This window comes from Roseimicrobium gellanilyticum, from assembly GCF_003315205.1.
Lineage (GTDB): Bacteria > Verrucomicrobiota > Verrucomicrobiia > Verrucomicrobiales > Verrucomicrobiaceae > Roseimicrobium > Roseimicrobium gellanilyticum.
This window is the reverse complement of record NZ_QNRR01000001.1, coordinates 900092-922992: the sequence shown is the minus strand read 5'-3', so window position 1 is coordinate 922992 and position 22901 is coordinate 900092. Positions and strand designations below refer to the sequence as shown.

The following is a 22901-nucleotide window of genomic DNA, read 5'->3' as shown; positions in this document are numbered from 1 at the left end:
GCGACGCGTCACACGAAGAGGTACTCCCGCTTCAGCCAACCAATCAGGTCATCCTTGCCCTTCTCTGATTTCAGGTCGGCAAAGATGAAGGGACGCTCGCCGCGCATGATCTTGGCATCACGCGCCATCACATCCAGATCGGCACCCACATAGGGAGCCAGCTCAGTCTTGTTGATCAGTAGAAGGTCACTGGTTCGAATCGCCGGGCCACCCTTGCGCGGAATCTTGTCCCCTTCCGCCACGTCAATCACATAGATGTACGCGTCCACGAGTTCCGGGGAGAAGGTGGCAGAGAGATTGTCCCCACCGCTCTCAATCAGGATGAGCTTCAGGTCCGCATGGCGCTTCTCCAGCTCCACCACGGCAGCCATGTTCATGCTGGTGTCATCACGAATCGCCGTGTGCGGGCACCCACCCGTCTCCACGCCCATGACGCGGTCTGCAGGCAGCACATTCTGCCGCAGCAGGAACTCCGCATCCTCCCGTGTGTAGATATCATTGGTGATCACCGCCATGGAGTACTCCTCCTTCAGCCACTGGGAGAGGCGGAGCACGCACATGGTCTTGCCGGAGCCCACCGGACCTCCGACTCCGATGCGGATGGGGCGGGCACTGTCGATGGAAGCGTTCGTGGTCATACGATGCAGAAACAGAAACTAGGAAATGAAAAGCCGCTCGTGCGCCCGAGCATGACGCATGGAGGCGATTTCGAGAAGCGGATTAAACCAGCCGATGCGGCGCTCTGGAACCAGCTCGACGGCAGTCTCCAGCTTCGGGGCCAGGGCCGCGATCGCGCCTCGCACCATCAGCTGGCAGCGCTCCTGCCCCATGCGCACCAGCTTCATCGCCGAAGTGGCATATCCACTGACGGTCTGCTGCGCATACGCACAGGCCGCCGCCGCCACGGGAAGGGATTTCAGCTCAATGGCGCACACGATGAGATGATGGCAGGGCGCATCCGTCGCCGCATAATCCGCAGCGAGGGTCGAGTCCTCCAGCTTGCGCGTGAGCGTGAGTCGGCGAGAGCCAATCTGCCGGCTTGCCTGGCGCAGTTCCGCCGCCAGCTTCCACGCATCAAGTTCATCATCGAGGCGGCGCAACTCGGCAATGTCATGCGCCACGGCTGCGGCATGTGCCTGTGCGAGGAAGGGCAGCTCAAACGCACACAGACTGGGAATCACCTGTTCGTGCAGAAACTTCTCCACGTGGTCCGGCTTGGGCACCAGGCCGCGCTGGACCAGTTCCTCAAGGCCCATCGAGTGCGCATAGGACCCGGAGGGAAACTGGGAATCATTGACCTGCAACAGCCAGGGGAGCCACTCAGGAAGCATGGGGCATCACGCGCAAGGGGTTGAACACAACAGTCGCTTCTTCGAATGGCCAGCCTTCCCTCTCCAAAAGCTGCTTGATGGCCAGGTCATGAGTGATGCGCACCCACTCCGCAGTGATCTGCACTGGGAAGTGCAGGTTCCCCACCTTCCACCCCACCAGCGCGGCAAACTCGGGCGATGTCATCTTAACCTGATACACCAGTTCCGGAATCTGCCGGATGATGTAATCCACCGTCTCCGTCTGGAAGATGACACAGCCATCCTTCAGCCGCTCTTGCAGGTCGAAGCCAAACTCCTGGCCATCATCCGCCACGCCGCGCCAGCGGCGCTTCAGGAACATCGACCTCTCCGCATTCAAGACGATCTGAGAAGCCTCTGGCCGCGCGGAGGTGGGAGCGGCCATGCGGTGAATGAGATGCATTGCTAGAAGAGGAAGTATCGCTGGGCCATGGGCAGCACTTCAGCAGGCTCACAACGCAGCTCGCGGCCATCCGCTTTCACGGTATACGTTTCGGGATCGACCTCGATCTTCGGCAGGGCATTGTTCCACAGCAGGTCCTTCTTACTGACCTTGCGGCAGTTCTTCACCGCGCTGAGCGTCTTGCCGAGGCCGAGGTTCTTCACCACGCCCTGTTCCAGCGAGATGGCGCTCACAAAGGTGAGCGAGGTCTTGAGCTTGGCACGTCCATGCGCGGCAAACTGCGGACGGTAGTACGTGGGCTGCGGCGTGGGAATGCTCGCATTCGGGTCGCCCATGTTGGCCATGGCAATCATGCCACCCTTGAGCACAGTTTCCGGCTTCACGCCGAAGAATGCCGGCTTCCACACGACGAGGTCAGCCAGCTTGCCCACTTCGATGGAGCCCACCTCATGGGCGATGCCGTGCGTGAGGGCGGGATTGATGGTGTACTTCGCGACATAGCGCAGGGCGCGGAAGTTGTCCGCCTTGGGATGGCTGGCATCTTCCAGCTTGCCAAACTGCACCTTCATCTTGTGCGCGGTCTGCCAGGTGCGCGTGATTACCTCACCGATGCGCCCCATGGCCTGGCTGTCGCTCGACATCATGGAGATGGCGCCAAGGTCATGCAGCAGGTCTTCCGCCGCAATCGTCTCAGGACGGATACGCGACTCGGCAAAGGCCACGTCCTCGGGAATACGGGAGTCCAGGTGATGGCACACCATGAGCATATCCAGATGCTCATCAATGGTGTTCACCGTGAAGGGACGCGTGGGATTCGTGGAGGAAGGCAATACATTCGCCTCGCCGCACACACGAATGATGTCCGGAGCGTGCCCCCCGCCAGCTCCTTCGGAGTGATAGGTATGAATCGTGCGTCCCTTGAAGGCCGCCAGCGTGCTCTCCACGAAGCCCGCTTCATTCAGCGTATCCGTGTGAATCGCCACTTGCACGTCCAGTTCATCCGCCGCGCTCAGGCAGGTATCAATCGCCGCCGGTGTCGTGCCCCAGTCTTCATGCAGCTTCAGGCCGATGGCACCGGCCACCACCTGCTCACGAAGCGGTGGCAGCGTGGAGCAGTTTCCCTTTCCAAGGAAACCGAGGTTCATCGGGTACTCCTCCGCCGCTTCCAGCATGCGGTGGATGTTCCAGATGCCCGGTGTACATGTCGTGGCATACGTGCCATGCGCCGGGCCGGTACCACCGCCAATCATCGTGGTAATCCCACTCGCCAGTGCGTGATCGATCTGCTGGGGGCAGATAAAGTGGATGTGCGTATCGATGCCACCCGCAGTGATGATGCATCCTTCACCCGCGATCACTTCCGTGCCCGCGCCAATGATCATGTCGATGCCGTCCTGCAGCAGCGGATTGCCCGCATGGCCGATGCCGACGATGCGGCCGTACTTGATGCCGATGTCCGCTTTGATGATGCCCTGCACCGCATCAATGATGAGCGCATTGGTGATGACGAGGTCCAGCGAGTCGGCATCCAGAGCCAGAGGCGACTGGGCCATGCCATCGCGAATCACCTTGCCACCGCCGAACTTCACTTCGTTGCCATAGCCGCCCTTCTCCGCGATGAGGTCACGCTCGACCTCCACGAAGAGTTCCGTATCTGCGAGACGCACCTGGTCCCCTACGGTCGCCCCAAACATGCGGGCGTGTTGTTTGCGGGTCATCTTCATGATGGCAGTGGTCCGTTCACAAGGTTGTTGAGTCCGTACATCTCGCGCTTCCCGGCGAAGGCCACGAGCACCACTTCGCGGGTATCTCCGGGCTCAAAGCGCACGGCAGTTCCCGCGGGAATGTTCAAGCGAAAGCCAAGGGCCGCGGCGCGGTCAAACTCCAGGGATGTATTCACTTCATAGAAGTGGAAGTGGCTGCCCACCTGGATGGGTCGGTCGCCAGTGTTGGAGACAAGCACCGTCGTCGTGGCCAGGCCGACATTCGCCGACAGCTCCCCGCTTCCTGGAGGATGGATGATTTCGCCCGGGATCATGGATGGTGCTTGGTTAGCGTACAGGGTTGTGCACCGTGACGAGCTTGGTGCCATCGGGGAAGGTCGCTTCCACCTGGATGTCGTGAATCATTTCGGCCACGCCTTCCATGACCTCACTGCGCTTTACCAGCGTGGTGCCGTAGCTCATGAGCTCGGAGACGCTCTTGCCATCACGCGCGCCTTCGAAGATCTCGGCGGTGATCAGAGCAACCGTTTCAGGATAGTTCAGCTTCAGCCCTCGATCGCGACGCTTGCGCGCGAGGTCCGCCGCTACAACCACAAGAAGCTTTTCCTGTTCGCGAGGTGAAAGATGCATGGTGGGATATTCGAAGCCTCAGCTCTACCTCAGGTCAGGCCACACGCTGGACCACCATCACCACGCCAGCGACCGCAGCCGCAGCACCTGCATACTTGATGGCGGAAGGACTCAGCTTCGTGGCCAGCATCGCCGCCATCGAGCCAAGCATCACAGCCAGACCCGTACCAGCAACAAGCCCCGCCGCGGGAGCGACTGAAGCCATTTCCACACCATGCGCACTGCCATGCCAGAATCCAAGTGCGGCAATCACTCCAAAGCCGACCGTATTCGAAGCCTTCACATACATCACCAGCATCAAGCCGGCAGCCACGACCGAAAGCGCCAGTCCCTGTTCCATCATCGGGAGAGCCATACCGAGTTTTGCAATCCCCCAGCCCAAGGCGAGGCTGCCCATGAACATCGCGGCTGCCACAGCACCCAGCTTGCGGCCCATCATGTACGCCAGGCAACCCACCATCACCGCCGCGAGGAGGTGGTCCAGACCAGAGAAGGGATGCAGGACCGCCTGCGCAAAGTCTGCGGCAGGTGACTCGAACTCATCCACCTCTTCAAAGGGATGCGGATGGCCGGGATGCGCGTAGGCACTCGTGGCCAGGAGGAGTGGGGCCAGGGGCAGTGTTTTCGGGAACAGTCTTCTCAGGGTCATGGGAGTTTGGGAAGAGGATGAGAGAGAGTTGGCCAAATTGGGATGGCATGAGCAGCCGCGCAACTGCGCTTCGCTCACACGGTGAGGAATTCTTTAATCATCTGGTCGGATAGCTCCTTCATCGCTCCAGCGGCGGCCACGGAGCCACGTTCCAGGATGGCAAAGTTATCCCCAAGTTCTTTGCAGAAGTCGAGGTACTGCTCCACCAGCAGGATGCTCATCTCGCCCTCTTCACGCAGCATCTTGATGGCATCACCGATCTGGTCGATGATGTTCGGTTGGATGCCCTCGGTCGGTTCATCAAGGATGAGCAGCTTGGGCTTGGTGAGCAGGGCGCGCGCAATCGCGAGCTGCTGTTGCTGGCCACCGCTCAGCATCCCGCCTTTGCGCGGCAGGAACTCCTTGATGATGGGAAAGAGCGTGTAGATGCGGTCGAGCTGGCCATTCAGCTTCATGCCACGCGCCACGGTGCCGATGACCAGATTCTCCTGCACGGTGAGGTGCGGGAAGATTTCACGTCCCTGCGGCACATAGCCGATGCCCATGCGTGCACGATCCTCGGGTGACAACCCGTTGAGCGGCTTTCCATCGAGCACCATGCTGCCTCCGTTGGTTCCCAGCAGACCCACCAGCGACTTCAACGTGGATGTCTTCCCTACCCCGTTGCGTCCCATCAAGCAGAAGACGGACTTCGGCGGCACCACAAACTCCACCCCGCGCAAGATACGGCTTCCGCCAATCGATGCCTCAAGGCCTTTGACTTCCAGTACGTTCATGAAGGACTATTGTTTTGATTTGCGGCCGAGATAAACTTCGATGACGCGCTCGTCGTTCTGCACAAAGTCGACGGCGCCCTCGCAGAGCACTGTGCCTTGATGCAGCACCGTCACGCGGCGATCCTTGGCAATCTGGCGCACAAAGGTCATATCATGCTCAATGACCACAATGGTGTGCTCACCCGCCAGTGACAGCAGCAGCTCACCAGTGCGGTGCGTTTCCTCATCCGTCATACCCGCGGCAGGTTCATCCACGAGAAGCAGCTTTGCGTTCTGGGCCAGCAGCATGCCAATCTCCAACCACTGCTTCTGCCCGTGGGCCAGCTCACCCGCTTTACGTTGTGCGCTGTCCTTGAGCTTGATGATGTTCAGAATCTCAAAGATGCGGTCCTTCTCAGAGGGCTTTACCTTGCTGAAGAGGCTGCGCCACACGCCCCTGGAACCTTCGAGACTCAGCACGAGATTCTCATAGACCGTATGGTCCGTGTACACCGTGGGCGTCTGAAACTTGCGACCAATGCCGAGACGGTAGATCTCATACTCGTTCATCGGGAGAATGTCCCGATTCTCGAACTGCATCGTACCCGTGTCTGGCTTGGTGCGGCCGGTGATGAGGTCCAGGAATGTGGTCTTTCCGGCGCCATTCGGGCCAATGACCGTACGAAGCTCACCCTTGTCGAGGTAGAACGATAAATCCTTGATCGCCCGGAATCCCTGGAAGGACTTGTTCAGTCCTTCAGCAGCGAGGAGGAACGGTTTCGGTTCAGCAAGTTGCAGCGTGGCGCTCATTTGGCGGGAGAGGAAGCGGAAGATTCGGTGGTAGAAGTTTCAGGGAGGGACACGGGCGTCTCATCCGCCGCAGGCCGCTTTGCCTGATACCTTTTCCAGACTCCCATCAACTGGGCCGGCAAGCCCACAATGCCCTTCGGCATGAACAACACCACCAGGACAAACAGGCCACCCAGGATGATCAACCACGCATCTGGGAATACATTCGTGGCCCAGCTCTTGAGTGCGTTCACACTGATCGCACCGATGATGGGCCCGAGCAACGTCCCGCGTCCACCGACCGCCACCCAGACCACGGCATCGAGCGACTTGTCCACCTGCATCTCCGCGGGATTGATGATCTGCACCTGTGCGACATAGAGCGCACCACCGATGGCGGCGACAACCGCGCTTAGCACAAAGATGAAAAGCTTGTAGTGAGCCGCAGCGTAGCCGGAGAAGAGGACACGATTTTCACTGTCACGAATGGCACGCTGCACGAGACCGAATTTCGTGCCATTCAACCAGCGGCACATGCCATAGATGCCAATTAGCACCACTCCGGTGATGATGTAGAGAATGCGCTGCGTGTCCGCACTGCGGATGTCATGTCCCAGGATGAACTTGAAGTCCGTGAAGCCATTGTTTCCACCCATGAGCATGTCATTGCGGAAGAACTGCAGCGCCGCGGCATAGGTGAGTGCCTGGGTGAGAATGGAGAAGTACACCCCTTTGATGCGGGAACGGAAAGCAAGGAAGCCAAACACCAGCGCCACGATTCCGGGAACGATGAGCACCATCAGCATTGCGAATGGAAAGCTTGTAAACGGGCCGAAGAACCACGGCCAATCCGTGTAGCCCTGCATGTTCAGGAAGGTGGGCATCGTCTCACCGCCGATCATTCGCATCAGATACATGCCCAGCATGTACCCTCCGAGGCTAAAAAAGAGCGCCTGCCCCAGGCTCAGCAGTCCCATGTAGCCCCACAGCATATCCACGGAGATGGCAAGAATGGCATAGCAAAGGTACTTGCCAATGACGCCCAGCCAGAAGTTGGACATCAGGTTCAGAGAATTCAGCAATGGCAGGACGACAACCATCAACACCCCGATGATGCCCACAGCGGCAAACTCAATGGTGCGACGTTTGTTGAAAAAATTATTACCTACGAGAGACATGCTCATGCGGCGGAGTCAGGTGGAGTGCGTTGCGATTCAGCGAATGTCTGCAAAAAGGGTGCCAGCAACTCGCAAATGAGGACTAGTCGAGTGAGCGGCTGCGGGTGACGAAGATGCCGGCCGGTCTCCACTGCAGGAAGAGGATGATGCCCACGAGCACGAGAATCTTGCCCATCACCGGATTCAGCAAAATCTGCTGGATGGACTGGTCCGCCATGCCGATGCCCACCGCACTCGTGACCGTGCCAGCGATATTCCCCACTCCGCCGACGACCACCGTCATGAAACACTCCACGATGTAGCTCTGTCCCAGCGAGGGACCCGTGTTGGTGATCTGGCTGAGGAAGGCACCTGCCAGTCCAGCCAGACCGCTCCCGAAGCCAAAGGTCAGCATGTTCACCCGGCTGGTGCGGATGCCCATGCACGCGGCCATATTGCGGTTCTGCATGACCGCTCGCATCAGGAGACCCAGCGAAGTCTTGGTGAGCACCAGATAGGTGCCAAACACGATGAAGATCGCGAAGCCGATGACGAAGACACGGTTCCAGTTGAAAATGATGTCACTGATCGTCCAGTTCCCACTCAGCCAGCTCGGGCTGCCCACCTGCACGTTGTTCGCACCAAAGGTCAGGCGGAAGACTTGCTGCAACAGCAGGGACACCCCCCAGGTGGCCAGCAGGCTCTCCAGCGGACGTCGGTAGAGGAACTGGATGATACCGCGCTCCAGCGCAATGCCCACCAGGGCTGCGGTGAAGAAGCTGGCAGGAATCGCGAAGAGGAAGTAGCTGTTGTACCAGGCGCCAGTGGCATGCATGCCGGGAATGGCGAGCGACAGGCCGAAGAGTGGAATGGTCACGCCCGCGCCGAAGATATTCTGAACGATGTAGGTCGTGTAGGCGCCCACGGCAATCATCTCGCCGTGTGCCATATTGATCACGCCCATAAGACCGAAGGTGATGGCGAGCCCAAGCGCAGCGATGAGCAGAATACTGCCCGTGCTGATGCCACGGAAGATCGTGCCAAAAAAATCCACGAAGGTCCGATGGGAATCAATGGCGGCTAGCGCATCCTTCGCCGCGCTCACCACAGGGGCCTTGGAAGCTGTCTCAGCTTCCTTCAGCGTTGCTTTGATGAGGTCGTAGCTGGAGAAGGCATGCAGTTCCTTCAGGTCCTTGAGTGCGGCCACCTTCACATCGTCCGAGGAATTCTTGAGGTTGATGAGTGCCGCAGCCTCCTTCAGCTCTCGCAGCACCTCAGGGTCCTGTTCCACCTTCGCACGGGCCTCGAGCGCGGGTAGTTTCTCCGCGTTCTGCGCGGCACCGAGAGTCTCCACTGCCTGGATACGCTTCTTTGCATCTGGTGACGAGAGATCCAGCAAATCGAGTACGGCCTTCATGGCGTTGCGCAGACCACGATCGTGCTCCACGGCCTTCTGTTCTTTTGCCACAAGGCGAAGCGGACTTCCGGAGGCATCCTTGAGAGTCGCGCCGTCATCCACGCGCACCGCGCTCTGGGTGCCCGCGTCGTCTTTGTCATCCTGGAGACGCACCACGACCTTCTCTCCAGCAGCTGTCGTATGAATGAAAAGTTTGTCCGCCTTCCAGTCGTCCATGAGGGTCTTGATCACTTCATCCCCCTGTCCCACCAAGGTGGTGATGATCTCCCGCTTCTTGGCAGAATCTTCGTTGAGTGCCGCTTTGGCAATGGTTTCCCGGGGTGTCTCCGCAAGGAGGGAGACAGAGCACAACAGGCCCGAGATAAGTGTGAGTGAGAGCAGGCGGGAGAGAGCTTTCACGTGCAGAGAAAAGATGGATGTGACTGGCAGCGATAACGTCTGAAGGGATTGAAGGGGCGGGCTCATTCCTGAACCCGCCCCCACTTGGAACTGGCACGCCGGCCAGCTCACACTTCGCGGGGCGAAGCAGCCTCAAATCATTTGAACTTGCCCTTCAGCCAGGGCTCGCCGTAGACCTCTTTGAATTCCTTGAGGATCTTGAACTGGCCATCAGCCTTGGTTTCGCCGATGTACACGTTCTTGGTCATGTGCATGTTCTTCTGGGAAGTGACCTTGCCATTCGGGCCTTCGAAGCTGAGACCGCTCTTCCAGGCTTCGCGCACCTTGTCCACATCGAAGCTGCCGGCCTTTTCCACGCAGGCTTTCCAGAGGTACACGCCGTCATAGGAGAGCACCATCGGGGAGCAGGTCACGCGACCTTCCTTCACGATGCCAGTGATGCTGGACTTCTTCAGCCAGGATTGGAAACCATCCACAAACTTCTTGTTCGCAGGGCTGTCGATGGACTGGAAGTAGCTCCAGCAGCCGAGCTGGCCTACGAGCTTGTCAGCGGGGAGACCACGGAACTCATCTTCCGAGATGGAGAAGGACACGACCGGGCAGGCCTCAGCGGTGAGGCCGGCGGCGGCGTATTCCTTGAAGAAGGGCACGTTGGTGTCGCCGTTCAGCGTGCTCACTACCGCGGCGTTTCCACCGGCGGAGAACTGCTTGATTTCAGCAACGATCTGCTGGTAGTCGGTGTGACCGAAGGGGGTGTACTTACCGGCGGAGATGATCTTGCCGGAGTCATCCTTGCGATAGCCGCCACCGATGTTTTCGAGCGGCACGCCCTTGCTCAGGAGATACTCCAGAAGCACGAGGTTCGTGGTCTGGGGATAGACATAGTCGGAGCCCAGGAGGTAGAACTTCTTGATGCCCTGATCGAGGAGATAATCCACGGCGGGAGTGGCCTGCTGGTTCACTGCTTCAGCGGTGTAGCAGACGTTCTGCGATTCTTCCTCACCTTCGTACTGCACGGGGTAGAAGAGGAGACCGTTGTTCTTTTCAAAGACCGGCAGCACCGACTTGCGGCTCACGGAAGTCCAGCAGCCGAAAACGACCGCACACTTGTCCTGCTCGAGGAGTTGCTTGGCCTTCTCAGCAAAGAGCGGCCAGTTGGAGGCGCCATCCACCACCACGGGCTCAATCTTCTTGCCCATCACGCCGCCAGCGGCGTTGATTTCATCGAACGTGAACAGGAGCACATCACGGAGGGACGTCTCACTGATGGCCATGGTGCCACTCAGGGAGTGCAGCACGCCCACCTTCACGGTGTCGGCGGCTTGCGCAGGGAGCGCCACAGAGCCCACAAGGGCTGCGGCCATCATCGAATTAAAGAACCGGCGTTTCATGATGAATGGTTGAATGTGATGAATGAGTGAATGACTGATTTTTCGATGGCACTAAAAAAGCGCGCGCCGCGTTTGTGGCGTCGGCGCGCGCCCACTTGAATGGCTAACCAGGCACGAATTAGAACGTGAAGACGATACCAGCCGAGCCCACCACGAAGTCTTCATCCGCGTTCGGGATGACGTCGTCCTGCGTGTGGTAGTAGGTCGCGCCGACGCTCAGCGAGATCTGCTTGTGGATCGGGATGGAAGCGCCCACACCAGCGGAGACGTAGGCAAAGCCACCGTCACCAGCGTGGAAGCCGTCCGTGTCAAAGGACACGGTGATCGGGAAGGACAGGGTCACAGGGCCAAGCGCCGTGGAGGGAGCCACACCGACCTGGGCCACCACGCCTTCGTCATATCCGGGGATGTCGATGCCCACGCGGCCGTGCACAGCGACGAACGGATTGATCAAGCCATCCATGTAGGTGACCTTACCGTCAATGATGTGCTCAGTCTGGGAGGCATAGTTCCAGGAGCCGTAGCCGAGCTGGAACTTGAACTTGTCGAGCGTGTAGTAGAAGCCCACGTTCACGTCGATTTCCTGCACGTAGTCGCCGATGTCACCTTCGATCTGGTCGTTCACGTCAGCCCACACGTTCACATAGAACTGGAGGGAGTCGGTGATCTGGAAATCGAGTTCCATGGAGGGGTGGAAGAACCACTCACCCCAGTCGTTGCCCACGCCCCAGACGTCCTGGCCGTAGGAGATGAAATGGGTGTCATAGAAGAGTGACAGGTTACCGGTAATGAAGGGCTTTTCTTCGACCGGGGGAGTGACCGGTGCGACGCCTTTACCACTGACCGTTCCGGCGGTCGCCGTCGCAGGAGTCATGAGCGCCGCAATGGCGAGCGCCAGCCCTGCTGCTGCAAGTTTGCCTGGGTTCATTCGGGAGATGAATTTCATTCGTTGAGTCCTTTCTGGTTGTTGTTCACGTGTGACGACTGTGCCAGCCGCTTGGAGCGGGTGATAAGCATGAGCGGTGCCAACTGATGTTGCCCGCTGAGGAAATATTTTAAGGCCGGTATTACCGGCACGAAGCGCCAGTATGACTCACGCAGTCGCAACAATGCATGCACCCAAAATGTATCTTTATATTTTTCTCCACAAAAACACGAAACGCCCCGCAGTTATTCGATGTAAATTCACAACGAAACCAACCCGTGACATTTTCAGGACCTGCGTGAACCGGGATTCATGGGTTCGCGATTGCCCAAAGGTCCCATTCGTCTGGCCCAAATGTTCCTCGCCTGCGGCGCACCAGCCTCTATCATGCCGCCATGAAGACGGTCGTGTTCAGCAGCAAAAGCTATGATGAGGAATTCCTGAATGCCGCCAACGGCGGGGCAGCACACAAGTTGCGATTCCTCCCGGCGCGGCTCGATGAAACCACCGCCAGCCTGGCGAAGGGCTACGATGCGGTCTGCGTTTTTGTCAATGACCTCGTGAACGGCACGGTCGTGGACACGCTTGCGGACCTGGGAGTGAAGGCAATTGCACTGCGCTGTGCCGGTTACAACAACGTGGATATCGCACGGGCGCGCGAGCGCGGCATCGCCGTCGTTCGTGTGCCGGCCTACTCACCTCACGCCGTGGCAGAGTTCGCCGCAACGCTGCTCTTCTCACTGAACCGCCGCATTCACAAAGCGTACAACCGCGTACGCGAGGGTAACTTTGAACTCGCTGGATTGATGGGCTTCGACCTGGTGGGTAAAACGGTAACCGTGGTCGGCACAGGAAAGATTGGCAGCATCTTTGCCCGCATCATGCACTGCATCGGCTGCCGGATTCTCGCGGTGGATGCCTATCGCAATCCAGAGCTGGAGGCGCTCGGCGTCACCTACGTGACCTTTCATGAGGCGTTGCCGCAGAGTGATGTGATCAGCCTTCACTGCCCGCTCACAGCTGAGACGCGCCACCTAGTCAACGCAGAAAGCCTCTCGCTCATGAAGCATGGACTCCTGCTGATCAATACGGGACGAGGTGCGCTTATCGATACCGCTGCCGTGATCGCAGCACTGAAGAGTGGCATTCTAGGCGGCCTTGCACTGGACGTCTACGAGGAGGAGGACAAGCTCTTCTTCAGCGATCATTCACACGAGATCATCCCGGATGATGTCTTCATGCGACTCACCACGTTCCCCAACGTGCTTCTCACCGGTCACCAGGCGTTTTTCACCAAGGAAGCATTGGAACAGATCGCGACGGTGACATTGCAGAATCTCAGTGATCTGGAGTCGGAGGGACGCTCTGCGAACCAGCTGTAGTCCGCAATTGCATCTCGGCATTGCATTATTCATGAGCAGGACTTCGCGGAAGTTGCTTTTGAGCAAAACCAACGCGTTCACCGGTAGTGGGGCGAATTGATCCCTGTGCGAAGGACATTTCCCTTCGTGCCACCGGGATGAGCATTGTGCCCGTCCGGTAGGAAATCACAACCCCCGCACGGCGCAAGGTGATTGCGCCTTGCCGCCTTCATCCCTGCCCCCATGAAAACGATTCCAGTGCTCGTCCTTTCAGCAATCACCTGCCTGGGTCTGCCACAGCTCAGCCAAGGCCAGGCTCTTCCCTTCCAGCAAAGTCCCCCACCCGGTACCCCGATGCCGGCAACACCACCACCTCCGGTCGATGCAACTGCCACCACGACCGCCACCGCAACCGTGGCCACTCCTGTCCCCAACGGTTTTGTCATGAGAGATGGCAATGTGTATGTCGTCAAGAATGGCGAACTCACGCGCGTGACACAGGAGCAGGTCCTTCGCATCGCACCCAACGGGATGGTCACTGGCTTCGATGGCCAGACGTGGTTGATACCCGCAGGCCAGATGATGACCGCAGATGGACGCATGGTCCCCGTCGATCCATCGTTGTTCAGTACCACAGATCGCGCCCGCGCCGCAGCGAACATCTCCGGCGAAAACCGCTCGGGTCTCGCTCCGAGCGGCTCATCCTCGCAGACCAGTGGCAGCAGTAGCGCTACACAATCCAGCGGAAGCGATGCCTTTACCCAAGTTCCGGATACGCGAGGTAAAAGGTCCACTCCCTCCATGAGGGGAAGCGGTACCAACAGTGGCTTCGTAGATCCCCTGGGCTCGACGGTGATTATTGATGGCCAGACTCAGACCACCACCCCTGCCCAAAACAATCAGACCACGGCCACCCAACAGCAGAATGCCACCAATCAGCAGTCCACGACTGGCACTACAACGACGGGAACCACGAACACGGCCACACCCAATCAGCGTGCCGCGAGTGGTACCAACATTGACCCCAATGCGACCGGAGCATCCAGCACCGCCACGCCCAATCAGCTCAACAGTGCTGGCACGAACACAGGCCCCAATGCACGAACCACCACCCCGCGTCCCGTGACGCCAAATCAACAGAATAGCAGCGGCACCACAGCCACGCCGAATCAAAGCACTACCGGCACGGGCACCAGTGCCTCCTCTACCTCGACCTCAGGCAATACAACGAATCCCAATGCTGTGAGAACCGGCTCGGGCGCTACAGGCGCACGCGCCACCACGGGCACGGGTACTTCCACCAGTGGCACCAGTTCCACGGGTACCTCCTCGACGGGAGCGCGTAGCACCACAAGTGGCGGCTCCTCTTCATCCGGCGGCAGTACCAGTGGAAGTTCCGGTGGATCTGGCACCTCTGGCAGCAGTGGCGGGGCCAGCTCAGGCGGAGGCGGCGCCGTGCGTTAATTCCAGAAACCATTCGTCTTCCACCATTTACAGCGCCGTGAGGAGCCTCTCCCACGGCGCTCTTTTGTGGGGTGTGCCAAGCAGTGCCGGAGTGTGCATTTTGCACATGAACCCTCTCGGAAGTCAGACTTTTTGCACAGAATCGCACGCCATCGGGCAAATGGTCGCTTTTCATAATCCACTCTTGTCCAATGACTTGAGACTATGCCAGGCACGAAGGCACAAACCCTGCACTAGAGATGCCAAGCAAAACGTCCCGGATTTCTGAACAACGCACCATCACCTTCATGAAAAAGAACCCCATTCCCGCCCCTGTCGAAGGACCTTCCGATGCCGACCTCATGGTTGAAGTCGCGCAGAACCGGTCCGCCAGAGCGCTTGAAATCCTCTACCGCCGCCACCGCCAGGTGCTGCGCAGCGTGATTATGCGCGTGCTCGACAACGAAGCCGATGGTGAAGAAGTTCTCCAGGATGTCTTCGTGCAACTGTGGCAGCAGGCCTCCTCCTTCTCCTCCGAGAAGGGGCAGCTCCTTGGCTGGCTCATCATCGTGGCTCGCCGCCGCGCGCTTGACCGTGTGCGTCGCAAGCTCGCCTACCAGGCCGCCACCACCCGCTTCGAGAAGGCTGCCCCCGCCGACCTTCCCGAGCATCGCCCGAATGTGGTGGATCGCGAGATCCGCCAGCACGAACTGAACGAACTGATTGAAGAGCTGCCACCCAACCAAGGCATTGCTGTAAAGCTGACCTTCGTGGACGGACTCAGCCAGCGTGAAATCGCCTCCCACCTCTCGGTGCCGCTTGGTACCATCAAGACGCGCATCGAGCTTGGCGTGAAGAAGCTGAGCCGCATGATGGAACTGGCTGAAGCCGCCTGATCGATCCCCCCATCACAGTTGCTTGAAGAAGGACGGGAGCCATCGTGGCTCCCGTTCTCTTTTACAGTGATACATCGTCGGGACTCATGAGGCATCTTCACCTCATGCACACGCGCCACTCAGACCTTTGCCACGGGCATGCGCAGCTCGCTGACGAGAGTTTTTTCTTCCGGTGAGTAGCGCTGGCTCCACGACCCTTGATTCGCGCGGACGAGGTTGTGCACGCGCCAGAGGCCAAGCCCGTAGCAACCACGCCTTGGCTTGGCAAAGGGACGCTCTCCCCATCCTGACGTATCCACCGGCTCGCTCTTCGGTTCGCTAAGACGGAAGATGACCTCACCTTCGCCATTCTCGGCAAGCGATATCGAGGCACTGGTGCTGGCGTATTGCTTCGCATTGGAAAGCCATTCGCGAAAAACTTCCGCGAGATGCACCGGGTCCGCCTTCACATTCGCCTGCACCTGCGAGGCCTCCCACAGGATCGCCGGCGAGGCGCCCGAGGAGTTCCACTCATCGCGCCAGCTCGTGAGGATGAATTGCGCAGCGAGTGTTTCCTGGCCCGGGGAAATCTCCGAGATCTTCCGGGAAAGCGAGCTCAGTCGCGCAGCGCTATGGTGGAGCATCTCCTGAATGCGCTGCACAGACTCGGCACCTTCGCCACCGGGCACATACACATCCAGCAGCATGGCCTCCAGATTCAGTGCATTGAGATCGTTCCGCACATCGTGCAGGTGATGCTTCAGGAAGGCCATGACGGCGGCCAGCGGCACAGCCTCGCCTTGGTCCGTGGTGGAGGGAGCGTCAGTCATTTTGTTTGGAACGCGGGCTTGCGGTGGAGAAAGTCACCCGGACCAATGCCCCGCCTGTGCCGAGGTTGTCCAGTTCAAGCTGGGCGGAAATGCGATCCGCAGCCCGCTTGGCAAGCGCCAAACCGATGCCCAGATGCTGCCGCTCCCGCGAACCTCCGGTGGCTCGCACATTCGCCTGAAATGGACGCTTGAGGTACTCCCGTGAGAAGCCGGGGCCGTCATCCTCCACCTCCACCACGACCTCTCCACCCACGTGGCGCACGCGTGCGGAGATCCGTCCCTGCTCCCTCGCCGCCTTCACGGCATTGGCGAGAATGGGATCGAGAATCTGCGTGGCCGTGAATGCGCTGGCAGCGATGGATACAGGTATGGGAGGTGTCATCACCTGGAAGTCGAGCTGCCGGCGGATGGCAGTGACATACCAGTTCTCAATGATGGCCTTGAGATCATCTGTGGTGATACTGCCCGGTTGGCTCCGGCCATTCGTCATCATGCCGGGAGATTCGTGAAGGAAGTCCTCCAGCGAAGAGAGCATCTGCACCGCTGTGGCTTCCGCCTCCATGGCAAAAGCGCCTGCATTGGCCTCACCTCCATTCGTGCCGGAGCGGCAGATGTTTCGCGTCTGGGACGTGAGGAATACGAGGCGCTGCAGGGGCTTGAGCCAGTGCTGGGCGATGATGTTGATGAGCCGCGTCTGCTCCATCAGCGTGGCCGTGTGGCGTATCTGCGCCCTGCGAAGCTCTACGTGGGTGTTCACACGGGCCACCATCTCCTGTCGGTTGAAGGGCTTGGTCACATAGTCCACACCTCCGACCTCGAAACCTTTTTTTATCGACTGGAGCTGGGTCTCACCCGTGAGGAAAATGACGGGGATATCCCGTGTCGCAGGATTGGACTTCACCTTCGCACACACGTCGAAGCCATCCATGCCCGGCATCATCACATCCAGCAGCATCAGATCCGGCTGTTGACGCTCCAGCATCTCGAGCGCCTCCTCCCCCGATCCCGCCACGACCACCCGGAACCCCTCCCTCATCAAGGAGGCCTTCAGCATCTGCAGATTCCTTGGCTGGTCATCCACCACCAGCACAAGCGCCGGTGTGGGAGGAATGATGGAGTGGGACATTTCTGAGAATGGGAGTGCCAGTGTACGTGCCCGCCCCTCATGGGACAAGCGACGATGGATTTAGAAAGCAGACACGACGGCACGCGGGCACCTGAAGGTGGACCGGCGGAATCTGCATCCCGGTGATGCAACTATCGCAGCATCAACATGCGGCGGATGGGACGTTCATCCACGCCGCGTAAAAAAATACATCACCCCTTCCCGCCGAGTCCGTGCCAGCGGGTTCACCAGTTCTCCCTCTAGGAGCAGGAGTTCCCAAATGAATACTCACCTCTTCGCAGCAAATCCAGCGCTGCCAGCACATCGGTGGGGGTGCTGTTCTTGCACAGGAATCCATGTGCGCCGCAGTCCCGCGCCATTTCAGGGTACTCGCGCTCTTCATGTGCGGATATCACCAGCACACGCAGGGATGGCGCTTTGGGCAACGTTTCACGGACGAAGTCGAGGCCGTCGCCATCCGGCATGTTGATATCCACAATCAGCAGATCCGGCCTGTCTTTCTCCATCTGTTTGCGCGCTTCATCCAGAGTGGCAGCACTCCAGGCGAGTTCGAATTTCGGTTCATCCTCCAGCAAGGTGCGATAGACTGCGCGCATGATGGAGTGGTCATCCGCCACGCCAATGCGGCACGCACGGCCGGTTACAGGCGGGCGGGAAGGTGTCGGCGCAGCGGCAGTCGATGGCGAAGAAGCAGTCATACCAGGCGGGAGCATGATATCGATACGCAGTTGCTGGAGGCCGTGGTTGTAAGAGCATTTCCAATGCTCAACGCGGGGAATCCAGGCCTGCAATTTCGAGTCAGGATTGAACCAGCCACCCACCGCAGCCAGCTACTTCTTGGGTCTTCGATCGTGCAGCATAATCTCGATGGCTACCCACATGGCGCCAATGGCCGCGATGATGAAGAACAAGAATGCCAGACCAGAGTAGCCAAAGATCTTGAAGCCGGTATCCACTCTCATCATCAACGCTGCACTCACGGTCAGGCCAGCGAAGATAAGTCCCTGGGTGATACGGTTGGCGATTTTTTGGAGACCGGAAATAAACTCCCCCTCGTCCACCGCTCTCAGATCCACTCGTAGACGGTTCTCAGCAAGATGCGTAAGAATTGCATTTATCCGCGCGGGCAGCCGTTCCAGCAGTTCTTTCGCTTCCATCGCGGTGCCGAGGAGATTCGCGGGCGAGAGACTCTGCAATGTTTTGCGGTGCATGATGTCCGCTACGTTACGACGGATGGATTCATTGGGACTGAACTCCGGCCACAGCGCCAAGCCCACGCGGTCGAGGTTCAGCAGTGTCTTGCCCAGCATGGTCAGCTCACCGGGCACGCTCAATCCCGTCTCCGCAGAGATTTGAGCCACCTGCACCACCACTCTTCCCACGAGGATACGGTTGAGGTTTGAGCTGTATTGCTCACTCACCAGGGCACCGATCCGCTCACGAAACGCGGATGGCTTGAATGAATCCTTTGGAGTTCCCATGCGCTCAGCAACCTCCGCCGCGCGTTCTGACTGCCCCTCGCTGATGGCCAGCAGGAGCTTGATCAAATGATCCTGCATCTGCGGGCCAATGCGCGCCACCATCCCAAGATCCAACAGAGCAATCTTGTGATCCGTGGTGACAAACACATTTCCGGGATGGGGATCGGCATGGAACAGGCCCACATTCAGAATCTGGTGCAAATACGCACGGAAGACTTCCTCGGCCAGGGCAGGGCCATCCAGTTCCATCTGCGCCAGTCCACTCAGTGAAGTCACCTTCTGCCCGCTGATGTGTTCCATGGTGAGCACCCGACCGGACGTATAGTGCTCAATCGGTGCCGGGATCACGATCATCGAAAATTCCTCAAGCTGCTTGCGCATCAGCTTCAAGTTCTCCGCTTCCTGGCGGTAGTCGAGCTCATGAATCAAGGAGATGCGGAGTTGCTCAATGATCTTGCTGAACTCATAACGACGTCCAAGTTCTGTGTGTGCATCCAGGAAACCTGCCACTTCAGCAAAGACCTCAAGGTCCTCGGCAATAGACTCCCTCACCCCGGGACGCTGGACCTTCACGGCCACCAACTGCCCGCTTCTCAGAGTAGCACGATGCACCTGCCCCAGAGATGCGGCAGCAATGGGCGTCGGGTCGAAATCCGCAAACGCCTTCGACAAACGCACTCCCAGCTCCACGCTGACAATGGCCTCGACCTGCTCATAGGGAAATGGCTCCACCTGATTCTGCAGGCGGCTGAGTGCGTCGGCATAGACCGGGGCAATGAAGTCCGCGCGCGTGGAAAGGAGCTGGCCCAATTTGATGAATGCAGGCCCCATGGTCTCCAGGTCGCGGGCCAGCTCAGTAGCCTTCGCAGGTACCAGTGGAGTCGTGTGCTGGGGCAGCGGATCGTCAATCAGCGGCGCATTCTTTACCAGATCGCTCAGGCCATACTTGGCCAGCAACCGGACCAGCGTATGGTATCTCTTCAGGTGGGACGGCCGCAGAGAGAGTGTGGTGGCAGGCATCAAGGACATTTTCTTCCCTTGTGGATCGTTTGCCATGAATAGTTTGCGCGTGTCTGGGCAAAACTGGCGGCCTTCCGAGCACGCTTCCGCCTGTGGCATCTCGCTCCCGTTCAGCGGGGCGGAGGCTAAAAGCCGCTGTCACCCTGCGTGGCCGCCAGCTCCACCAATTCATCACGGTGTACCACACCCAAGACACAATGCTGCTTGTCCACGATTGGGAGAAAGTCGAGGTGGTGGTCATTCATTACCCGGAGGGCGGAGGCAAGATCCTGATCCTCGAGGCAGCATACCGCGTTCTCACTCATGGTTTCTCCGACGGTGACCTTCTTCGGGTCATGTCCATACCGGGTGGCCTGTAGATCGGGGTTGGGCTGATCCAGCATGCCCACCAGCTTACGCTCGGACGCCACCGGCATATTGGACGCACCGTGCTTGCGCATCTGGCTGCCCGCGGTCTGCACTGAGTCTTCTGGACTCAGCAGTTTGAGATTTCGGCTCAGGAATTCAGAGAGTTTCATGAAATGTTCGGGGGATGTGGGGGATGGCACACGGGAGTTCCCACGTGCCTTCTGGGAAGAATCGCCCGAAGCATTCTTTCCGGTTCCCCTGGCATCACTGCACACCTTCGGATTTCTCCATGCAGGTTGCGGGATTTTCACAACCGGTCGCACGGCTGATTGCGATGCAACTACCGCCAAAAAAGCACCCCGCCATGAGCGACCCTATCATCGTCCGTCCCGGAAAACCAGTCCCCCTCGGTCCCACTCTTGAACCAGACGGCGTGAATTTCGCGCTCTTCTCCGCCAATGCGACAAAGGTCGAACTTTGTCTCTTCGCTGACGACGACACAGAAACGCGGCTGACGCTGCCAGAGTGCACCAATCAAGTGTGGCACGGATTCGTGCCCGGAATCAGACCCGGACAGAAGTATGGCTACCGTGTGCATGGCCCGTATTCCCCGGAACACGGCCAGCGCTTCAACTCAAACAAGGTGCTGATGGATCCCTACGGTCGCGCCATGGGCAGGACGCTCATGAAATGGAGCCCGGAACTGTTTGGTTACACCACCGGTCATGAAGCGATGGACCTCAGCTTTGACGAGCGCGACTCCGCACCGTACGCCCCGTTGAGCGCCGTGATTGATACAGGATTCGACTGGGGCAACGATCGCCCGCCGCAAACGCCATGGCACCGCACGACCATCTATGAGCTCCACGTGAAGGGCTTCACCCAGCAGTTTCCCACCATCCCGGAGCACCTGCGCGGCACCTATGCCGGCCTCGCCTCAGACGAAGCGATGAACTACATCAAATCGCTGGGCGTCACTGCCATTGAGCTTCTTCCCGTCCACCATCACCTGGATGACTCCTATCTCATCGACAAGGGGCTTACCAACTACTGGGGATACAACACCCTCTCCTACTTTGCCTTTGAGCCCGCCTACGCTTCGGTCAAGGATCCTCACCAAGCGATGCATGAATTCAAAGGCATGGTGAAGCGGCTCCATGCAGAGGGCATCGAAGTGATCCTGGATGTGGTCTACAACCACACCGCTGAGGGAAACCAATGCGGACCCACGCTGTGTTACCGGGGCATCGATAACGCATCGTACTACCGCCTCTCACAGGAGCATCCACGCTACTACGAGGATTTCACTGGATGTGGCAACACGCTGAGCATGCAGCACCAGGCAGGACTCCGGCTGCTCATGGACAGCCTGCGCTATTGGGTCACCGAGATGCATGTCGATGGCTTTCGCTTCGACCTCGCCAGTGCCCTCGCGAGGGAACTTCACGGGTGGAACAAGCTCAGCTCCTTCTTCGATGCCATCGGCCAGGATCCCGTGCTCTCCACGGTGAAGCTGATTGCCGAACCGTGGGACGTGAGCATGGGGGGTTATCAAGTGGGCAACTTCCCCACCGGCTGGGCTGAGTGGAATGGGCGCTATCGCGACGAAGTGCGTCAATTCTGGAAGGGCATGGGCCACGCAGGAGAGCTGGCGGCGCGCCTGTCTGGCAGCGCAGACCTGTATAACCACAGCGGACGCAATCCGCATGCCAGCGTCAATTTCATCACCTCACACGATGGATTCTGCGTGCGGGATCTCGTGAGCTACGACAACAAACACAACGAGGCCAACGGCGAGGACAACCGCGATGGTGACAACAACAACGCGAGCTGGAACTGCGGTATCGAAGGAGAAACTGACGATCCCGAAATCAATCGTCTCCGCCGCCGCCAGGTTCGCAACTTCCTGGCCACTCTACTGCTCTCACAGGGCGCACCCATGCTCACTGCTGGCGACGAACGCTGGCGTACTCAAAAGGGAAACAACAACGCCTACTGCCAGGACAATGAGATTTCCTGGCTGCCCTGGCACGAAGACAAGGATGCAGCGGAGCTCCAAAAGTTCGTCACCACGCTCATTGCCCTCCGCAACGAGCAACCCGTCCTCCGCAGGAAGAACTTCCTCACCGGCCAGCCACCCTCTGAAGGACTGCCCAAGGATGTGATCTGGTGGAACGTGGAAGGGCGCGAGATGACCGACCAGGACTGGAGCGCAGGCTTTGTGCGGTGCTTCGGCATGCTGCTGCCGGGGAACAGCCTCAACGAGCTCAACGAAGAAGGCCAGCCACGGGTCAGTGATTCAGTCTTTGTCCTCATGAACGCCCACCACGAAGACCTCAATTGCGTGATGCCTCCCACCTTTGGGGCACGGTTCTGGACTCCCCGCGCCACTACCTCTGACATCTCCGGAAAGACCCGCGTGAGCGAGTCTCATAAGTTCAAGGTTCAGGCGCGCTCACTCGCCATCTTCGTAGCAAAGCCGAAGCCGGTGGAGAAGAATACTCCCGCATCTGCGCCAGCGCCGGCAGAAGCACCCGCGAGCACCAATGTCCCGGCGGAGTCCGTCGCGGCGGTGGTCGCCGTCTAGTCTAGTCGAACTTGGTGCAGATGCCCGCCAGGAAACCCACCGAGAATGCCACGGCCAGCGTCGTCAAAGGATGCCGTTCAACCGTCACTTGAATCTCAGACCATGAAGAGTGCGTGCTCACCTTGGGTGACTCAGGCACGGCAGACCTCACGGGTCCGCCTTCACTCATCATCATGTTGGCTGCTTCTTCAGCACTGGTGGTCACGAGCGGGGCGCGGGAAGGTGGAGTATTCATGGAAAAA

At 59.0% G+C, this 22901-nt stretch carries 23 protein-coding genes; 4 read left to right on the top strand and 19 right to left on the bottom strand.

Annotated features, from left to right (window positions below):
- Positions 1-8 precede the first annotated feature (8 nt).
- The 13 genes from ureG to DES53_RS03730 all read right to left on the bottom strand — a co-directional run bounded on the left by ureG (position 9) and on the right by DES53_RS03730 (position 11591).
- Positions 9-638 (bottom strand): urease accessory protein UreG, encoded by a 630-nt coding sequence (ureG, locus tag DES53_RS03790; RefSeq protein ID WP_113956849.1) that lies wholly within the window; start codon positions 636-638, stop codon positions 9-11.
- An 18-nt stretch (positions 639-656) separates the two neighbouring features.
- On the bottom strand, positions 657-1331 hold the full coding sequence (locus DES53_RS03785; protein WP_113956848.1) for an urease accessory protein UreF: 675 nt from the start codon (positions 1329-1331) through the stop codon (positions 657-659).
- Positions 1321-1734, bottom strand: coding sequence for an urease accessory protein UreE (locus DES53_RS03780; protein WP_170156824.1), 414 nt, complete (start codon positions 1732-1734; stop codon positions 1321-1323). The genes DES53_RS03785 and DES53_RS03780 overlap by 11 nt, the downstream gene beginning before the upstream one ends.
- A gap of 20 nt (positions 1735-1754) precedes the next feature.
- Complete coding sequence (ureC, locus tag DES53_RS03775) at positions 1755-3476, bottom strand: urease subunit alpha (protein ID WP_113956846.1); 1722 nt, start codon at positions 3474-3476, stop codon at positions 1755-1757.
- Positions 3473-3790: an urease subunit beta gene (locus tag DES53_RS03770; RefSeq protein WP_113956845.1), complete on the bottom strand. Its 318-nt coding sequence runs from the start codon at positions 3788-3790 to the stop codon at positions 3473-3475. Before DES53_RS03770 ends, ureC begins: the two co-directional genes overlap by 4 nt.
- A gap of 13 nt (positions 3791-3803) precedes the next feature.
- Positions 3804-4106 carry an urease subunit gamma gene (locus tag DES53_RS03765; protein ID WP_113956844.1) on the bottom strand — a complete coding sequence of 101 codons (303 nt, stop codon included), beginning with the start codon at positions 4104-4106 and terminating at the stop codon, positions 3804-3806.
- Between the two features lie 34 nt (positions 4107-4140).
- A complete protein-coding gene (locus DES53_RS03760; protein WP_113956843.1) occupies positions 4141-4755 on the bottom strand; it encodes a HupE/UreJ family protein in 615 nt (204 codons plus the stop codon).
- A gap of 74 nt (positions 4756-4829) precedes the next feature.
- Positions 4830-5531, bottom strand: coding sequence for an urea ABC transporter ATP-binding subunit UrtE (gene urtE, locus DES53_RS03755; RefSeq protein WP_113956842.1), 702 nt, complete (start codon positions 5529-5531; stop codon positions 4830-4832).
- Between the two features lie 6 nt (positions 5532-5537).
- Positions 5538-6320 (bottom strand): urea ABC transporter ATP-binding protein UrtD, encoded by a 783-nt coding sequence (urtD, locus tag DES53_RS03750; RefSeq protein ID WP_113956841.1) that lies wholly within the window; start codon positions 6318-6320, stop codon positions 5538-5540.
- A complete protein-coding gene (gene urtC, locus DES53_RS03745) occupies positions 6317-7483 on the bottom strand; it encodes an urea ABC transporter permease subunit UrtC (protein ID WP_113956840.1) in 1167 nt (388 codons plus the stop codon). The genes urtD and urtC overlap by 4 nt, the downstream gene beginning before the upstream one ends.
- A 76-nt stretch (positions 7484-7559) precedes the next feature.
- On the bottom strand, positions 7560-9272 hold the full coding sequence (gene urtB, locus DES53_RS03740) for an urea ABC transporter permease subunit UrtB (protein WP_245958081.1): 1713 nt from the start codon (positions 9270-9272) through the stop codon (positions 7560-7562).
- Between the two features lie 137 nt (positions 9273-9409).
- Positions 9410-10663: an urea ABC transporter substrate-binding protein gene (gene urtA, locus DES53_RS03735; RefSeq protein ID WP_113956838.1), complete on the bottom strand. Its 1254-nt coding sequence runs from the start codon at positions 10661-10663 to the stop codon at positions 9410-9412.
- Positions 10664-10781: 118 nt separating this feature from the next.
- Positions 10782-11591: a hypothetical protein gene (locus DES53_RS03730; protein ID WP_113956837.1), complete on the bottom strand. Its 810-nt coding sequence runs from the start codon at positions 11589-11591 to the stop codon at positions 10782-10784.
- A 392-nt stretch (positions 11592-11983) separates the two neighbouring features.
- Here DES53_RS03730 and DES53_RS03725 point away from each other — a divergent pair, with 392 nt between their 5' ends.
- The 3 genes from DES53_RS03725 to DES53_RS03715 all read left to right on the top strand — a co-directional run bounded on the left by DES53_RS03725 (position 11984) and on the right by DES53_RS03715 (position 15288).
- The gene (locus DES53_RS03725; RefSeq protein WP_113956836.1) at positions 11984-12970 is read left to right on the top strand and encodes a 2-hydroxyacid dehydrogenase; all 987 of its coding nucleotides are present in this window, start codon (positions 11984-11986) and stop codon (positions 12968-12970) included.
- Between the two features lie 222 nt (positions 12971-13192).
- On the top strand, positions 13193-14413 hold the full coding sequence (locus tag DES53_RS03720; protein WP_113956835.1) for a DUF6799 domain-containing protein: 1221 nt from the start codon (positions 13193-13195) through the stop codon (positions 14411-14413).
- Positions 14414-14700: 287 nt separating this feature from the next.
- Entirely contained in the window at positions 14701-15288 is a 588-nt protein-coding gene (locus DES53_RS03715) for an RNA polymerase sigma factor (protein WP_113957191.1), read from the top strand.
- 119 nt (positions 15289-15407) lie between these two features.
- Here the strand turns inward: DES53_RS03715 and DES53_RS03710 are convergent, their stop codons facing one another.
- From DES53_RS03710 to DES53_RS03690, 5 genes are all read right to left on the bottom strand, one after another.
- Positions 15408-16097, bottom strand: coding sequence for a histidine kinase (locus tag DES53_RS03710; protein ID WP_113956834.1), 690 nt, complete (start codon positions 16095-16097; stop codon positions 15408-15410).
- Positions 16090-17223: a response regulator gene (locus DES53_RS03705; protein WP_113956833.1), complete on the bottom strand. Its 1134-nt coding sequence runs from the start codon at positions 17221-17223 to the stop codon at positions 16090-16092. Before DES53_RS03705 ends, DES53_RS03710 begins: the two co-directional genes overlap by 8 nt.
- Before the next feature lie 239 nt (positions 17224-17462).
- Positions 17463-17921 (bottom strand): response regulator, encoded by a 459-nt coding sequence (locus DES53_RS03700; protein ID WP_170156823.1) that lies wholly within the window; start codon positions 17919-17921, stop codon positions 17463-17465.
- Positions 17922-18053: 132 nt separating this feature from the next.
- On the bottom strand, positions 18054-19760 hold the full coding sequence (locus DES53_RS03695; protein WP_211325432.1) for an ABC1 kinase family protein: 1707 nt from the start codon (positions 19758-19760) through the stop codon (positions 18054-18056).
- 89 nt (positions 19761-19849) lie between these two features.
- On the bottom strand, positions 19850-20242 hold the full coding sequence (locus DES53_RS03690) for a CBS domain-containing protein (RefSeq protein WP_147263198.1): 393 nt from the start codon (positions 20240-20242) through the stop codon (positions 19850-19852).
- 194 nt (positions 20243-20436) lie between these two features.
- Here DES53_RS03690 and glgX point away from each other — a divergent pair, with 194 nt between their 5' ends.
- Positions 20437-22659 (top strand): glycogen debranching protein GlgX, encoded by a 2223-nt coding sequence (glgX, locus tag DES53_RS03685; protein ID WP_113956830.1) that lies wholly within the window; start codon positions 20437-20439, stop codon positions 22657-22659.
- A gap of 1 nt (position 22660) precedes the next feature.
- Here the strand turns inward: glgX and DES53_RS03680 are convergent, their stop codons facing one another.
- Positions 22661-22894: a hypothetical protein gene (locus DES53_RS03680; protein ID WP_113956829.1), complete on the bottom strand. Its 234-nt coding sequence runs from the start codon at positions 22892-22894 to the stop codon at positions 22661-22663.
- Positions 22895-22901 lie beyond the last annotated feature (7 nt).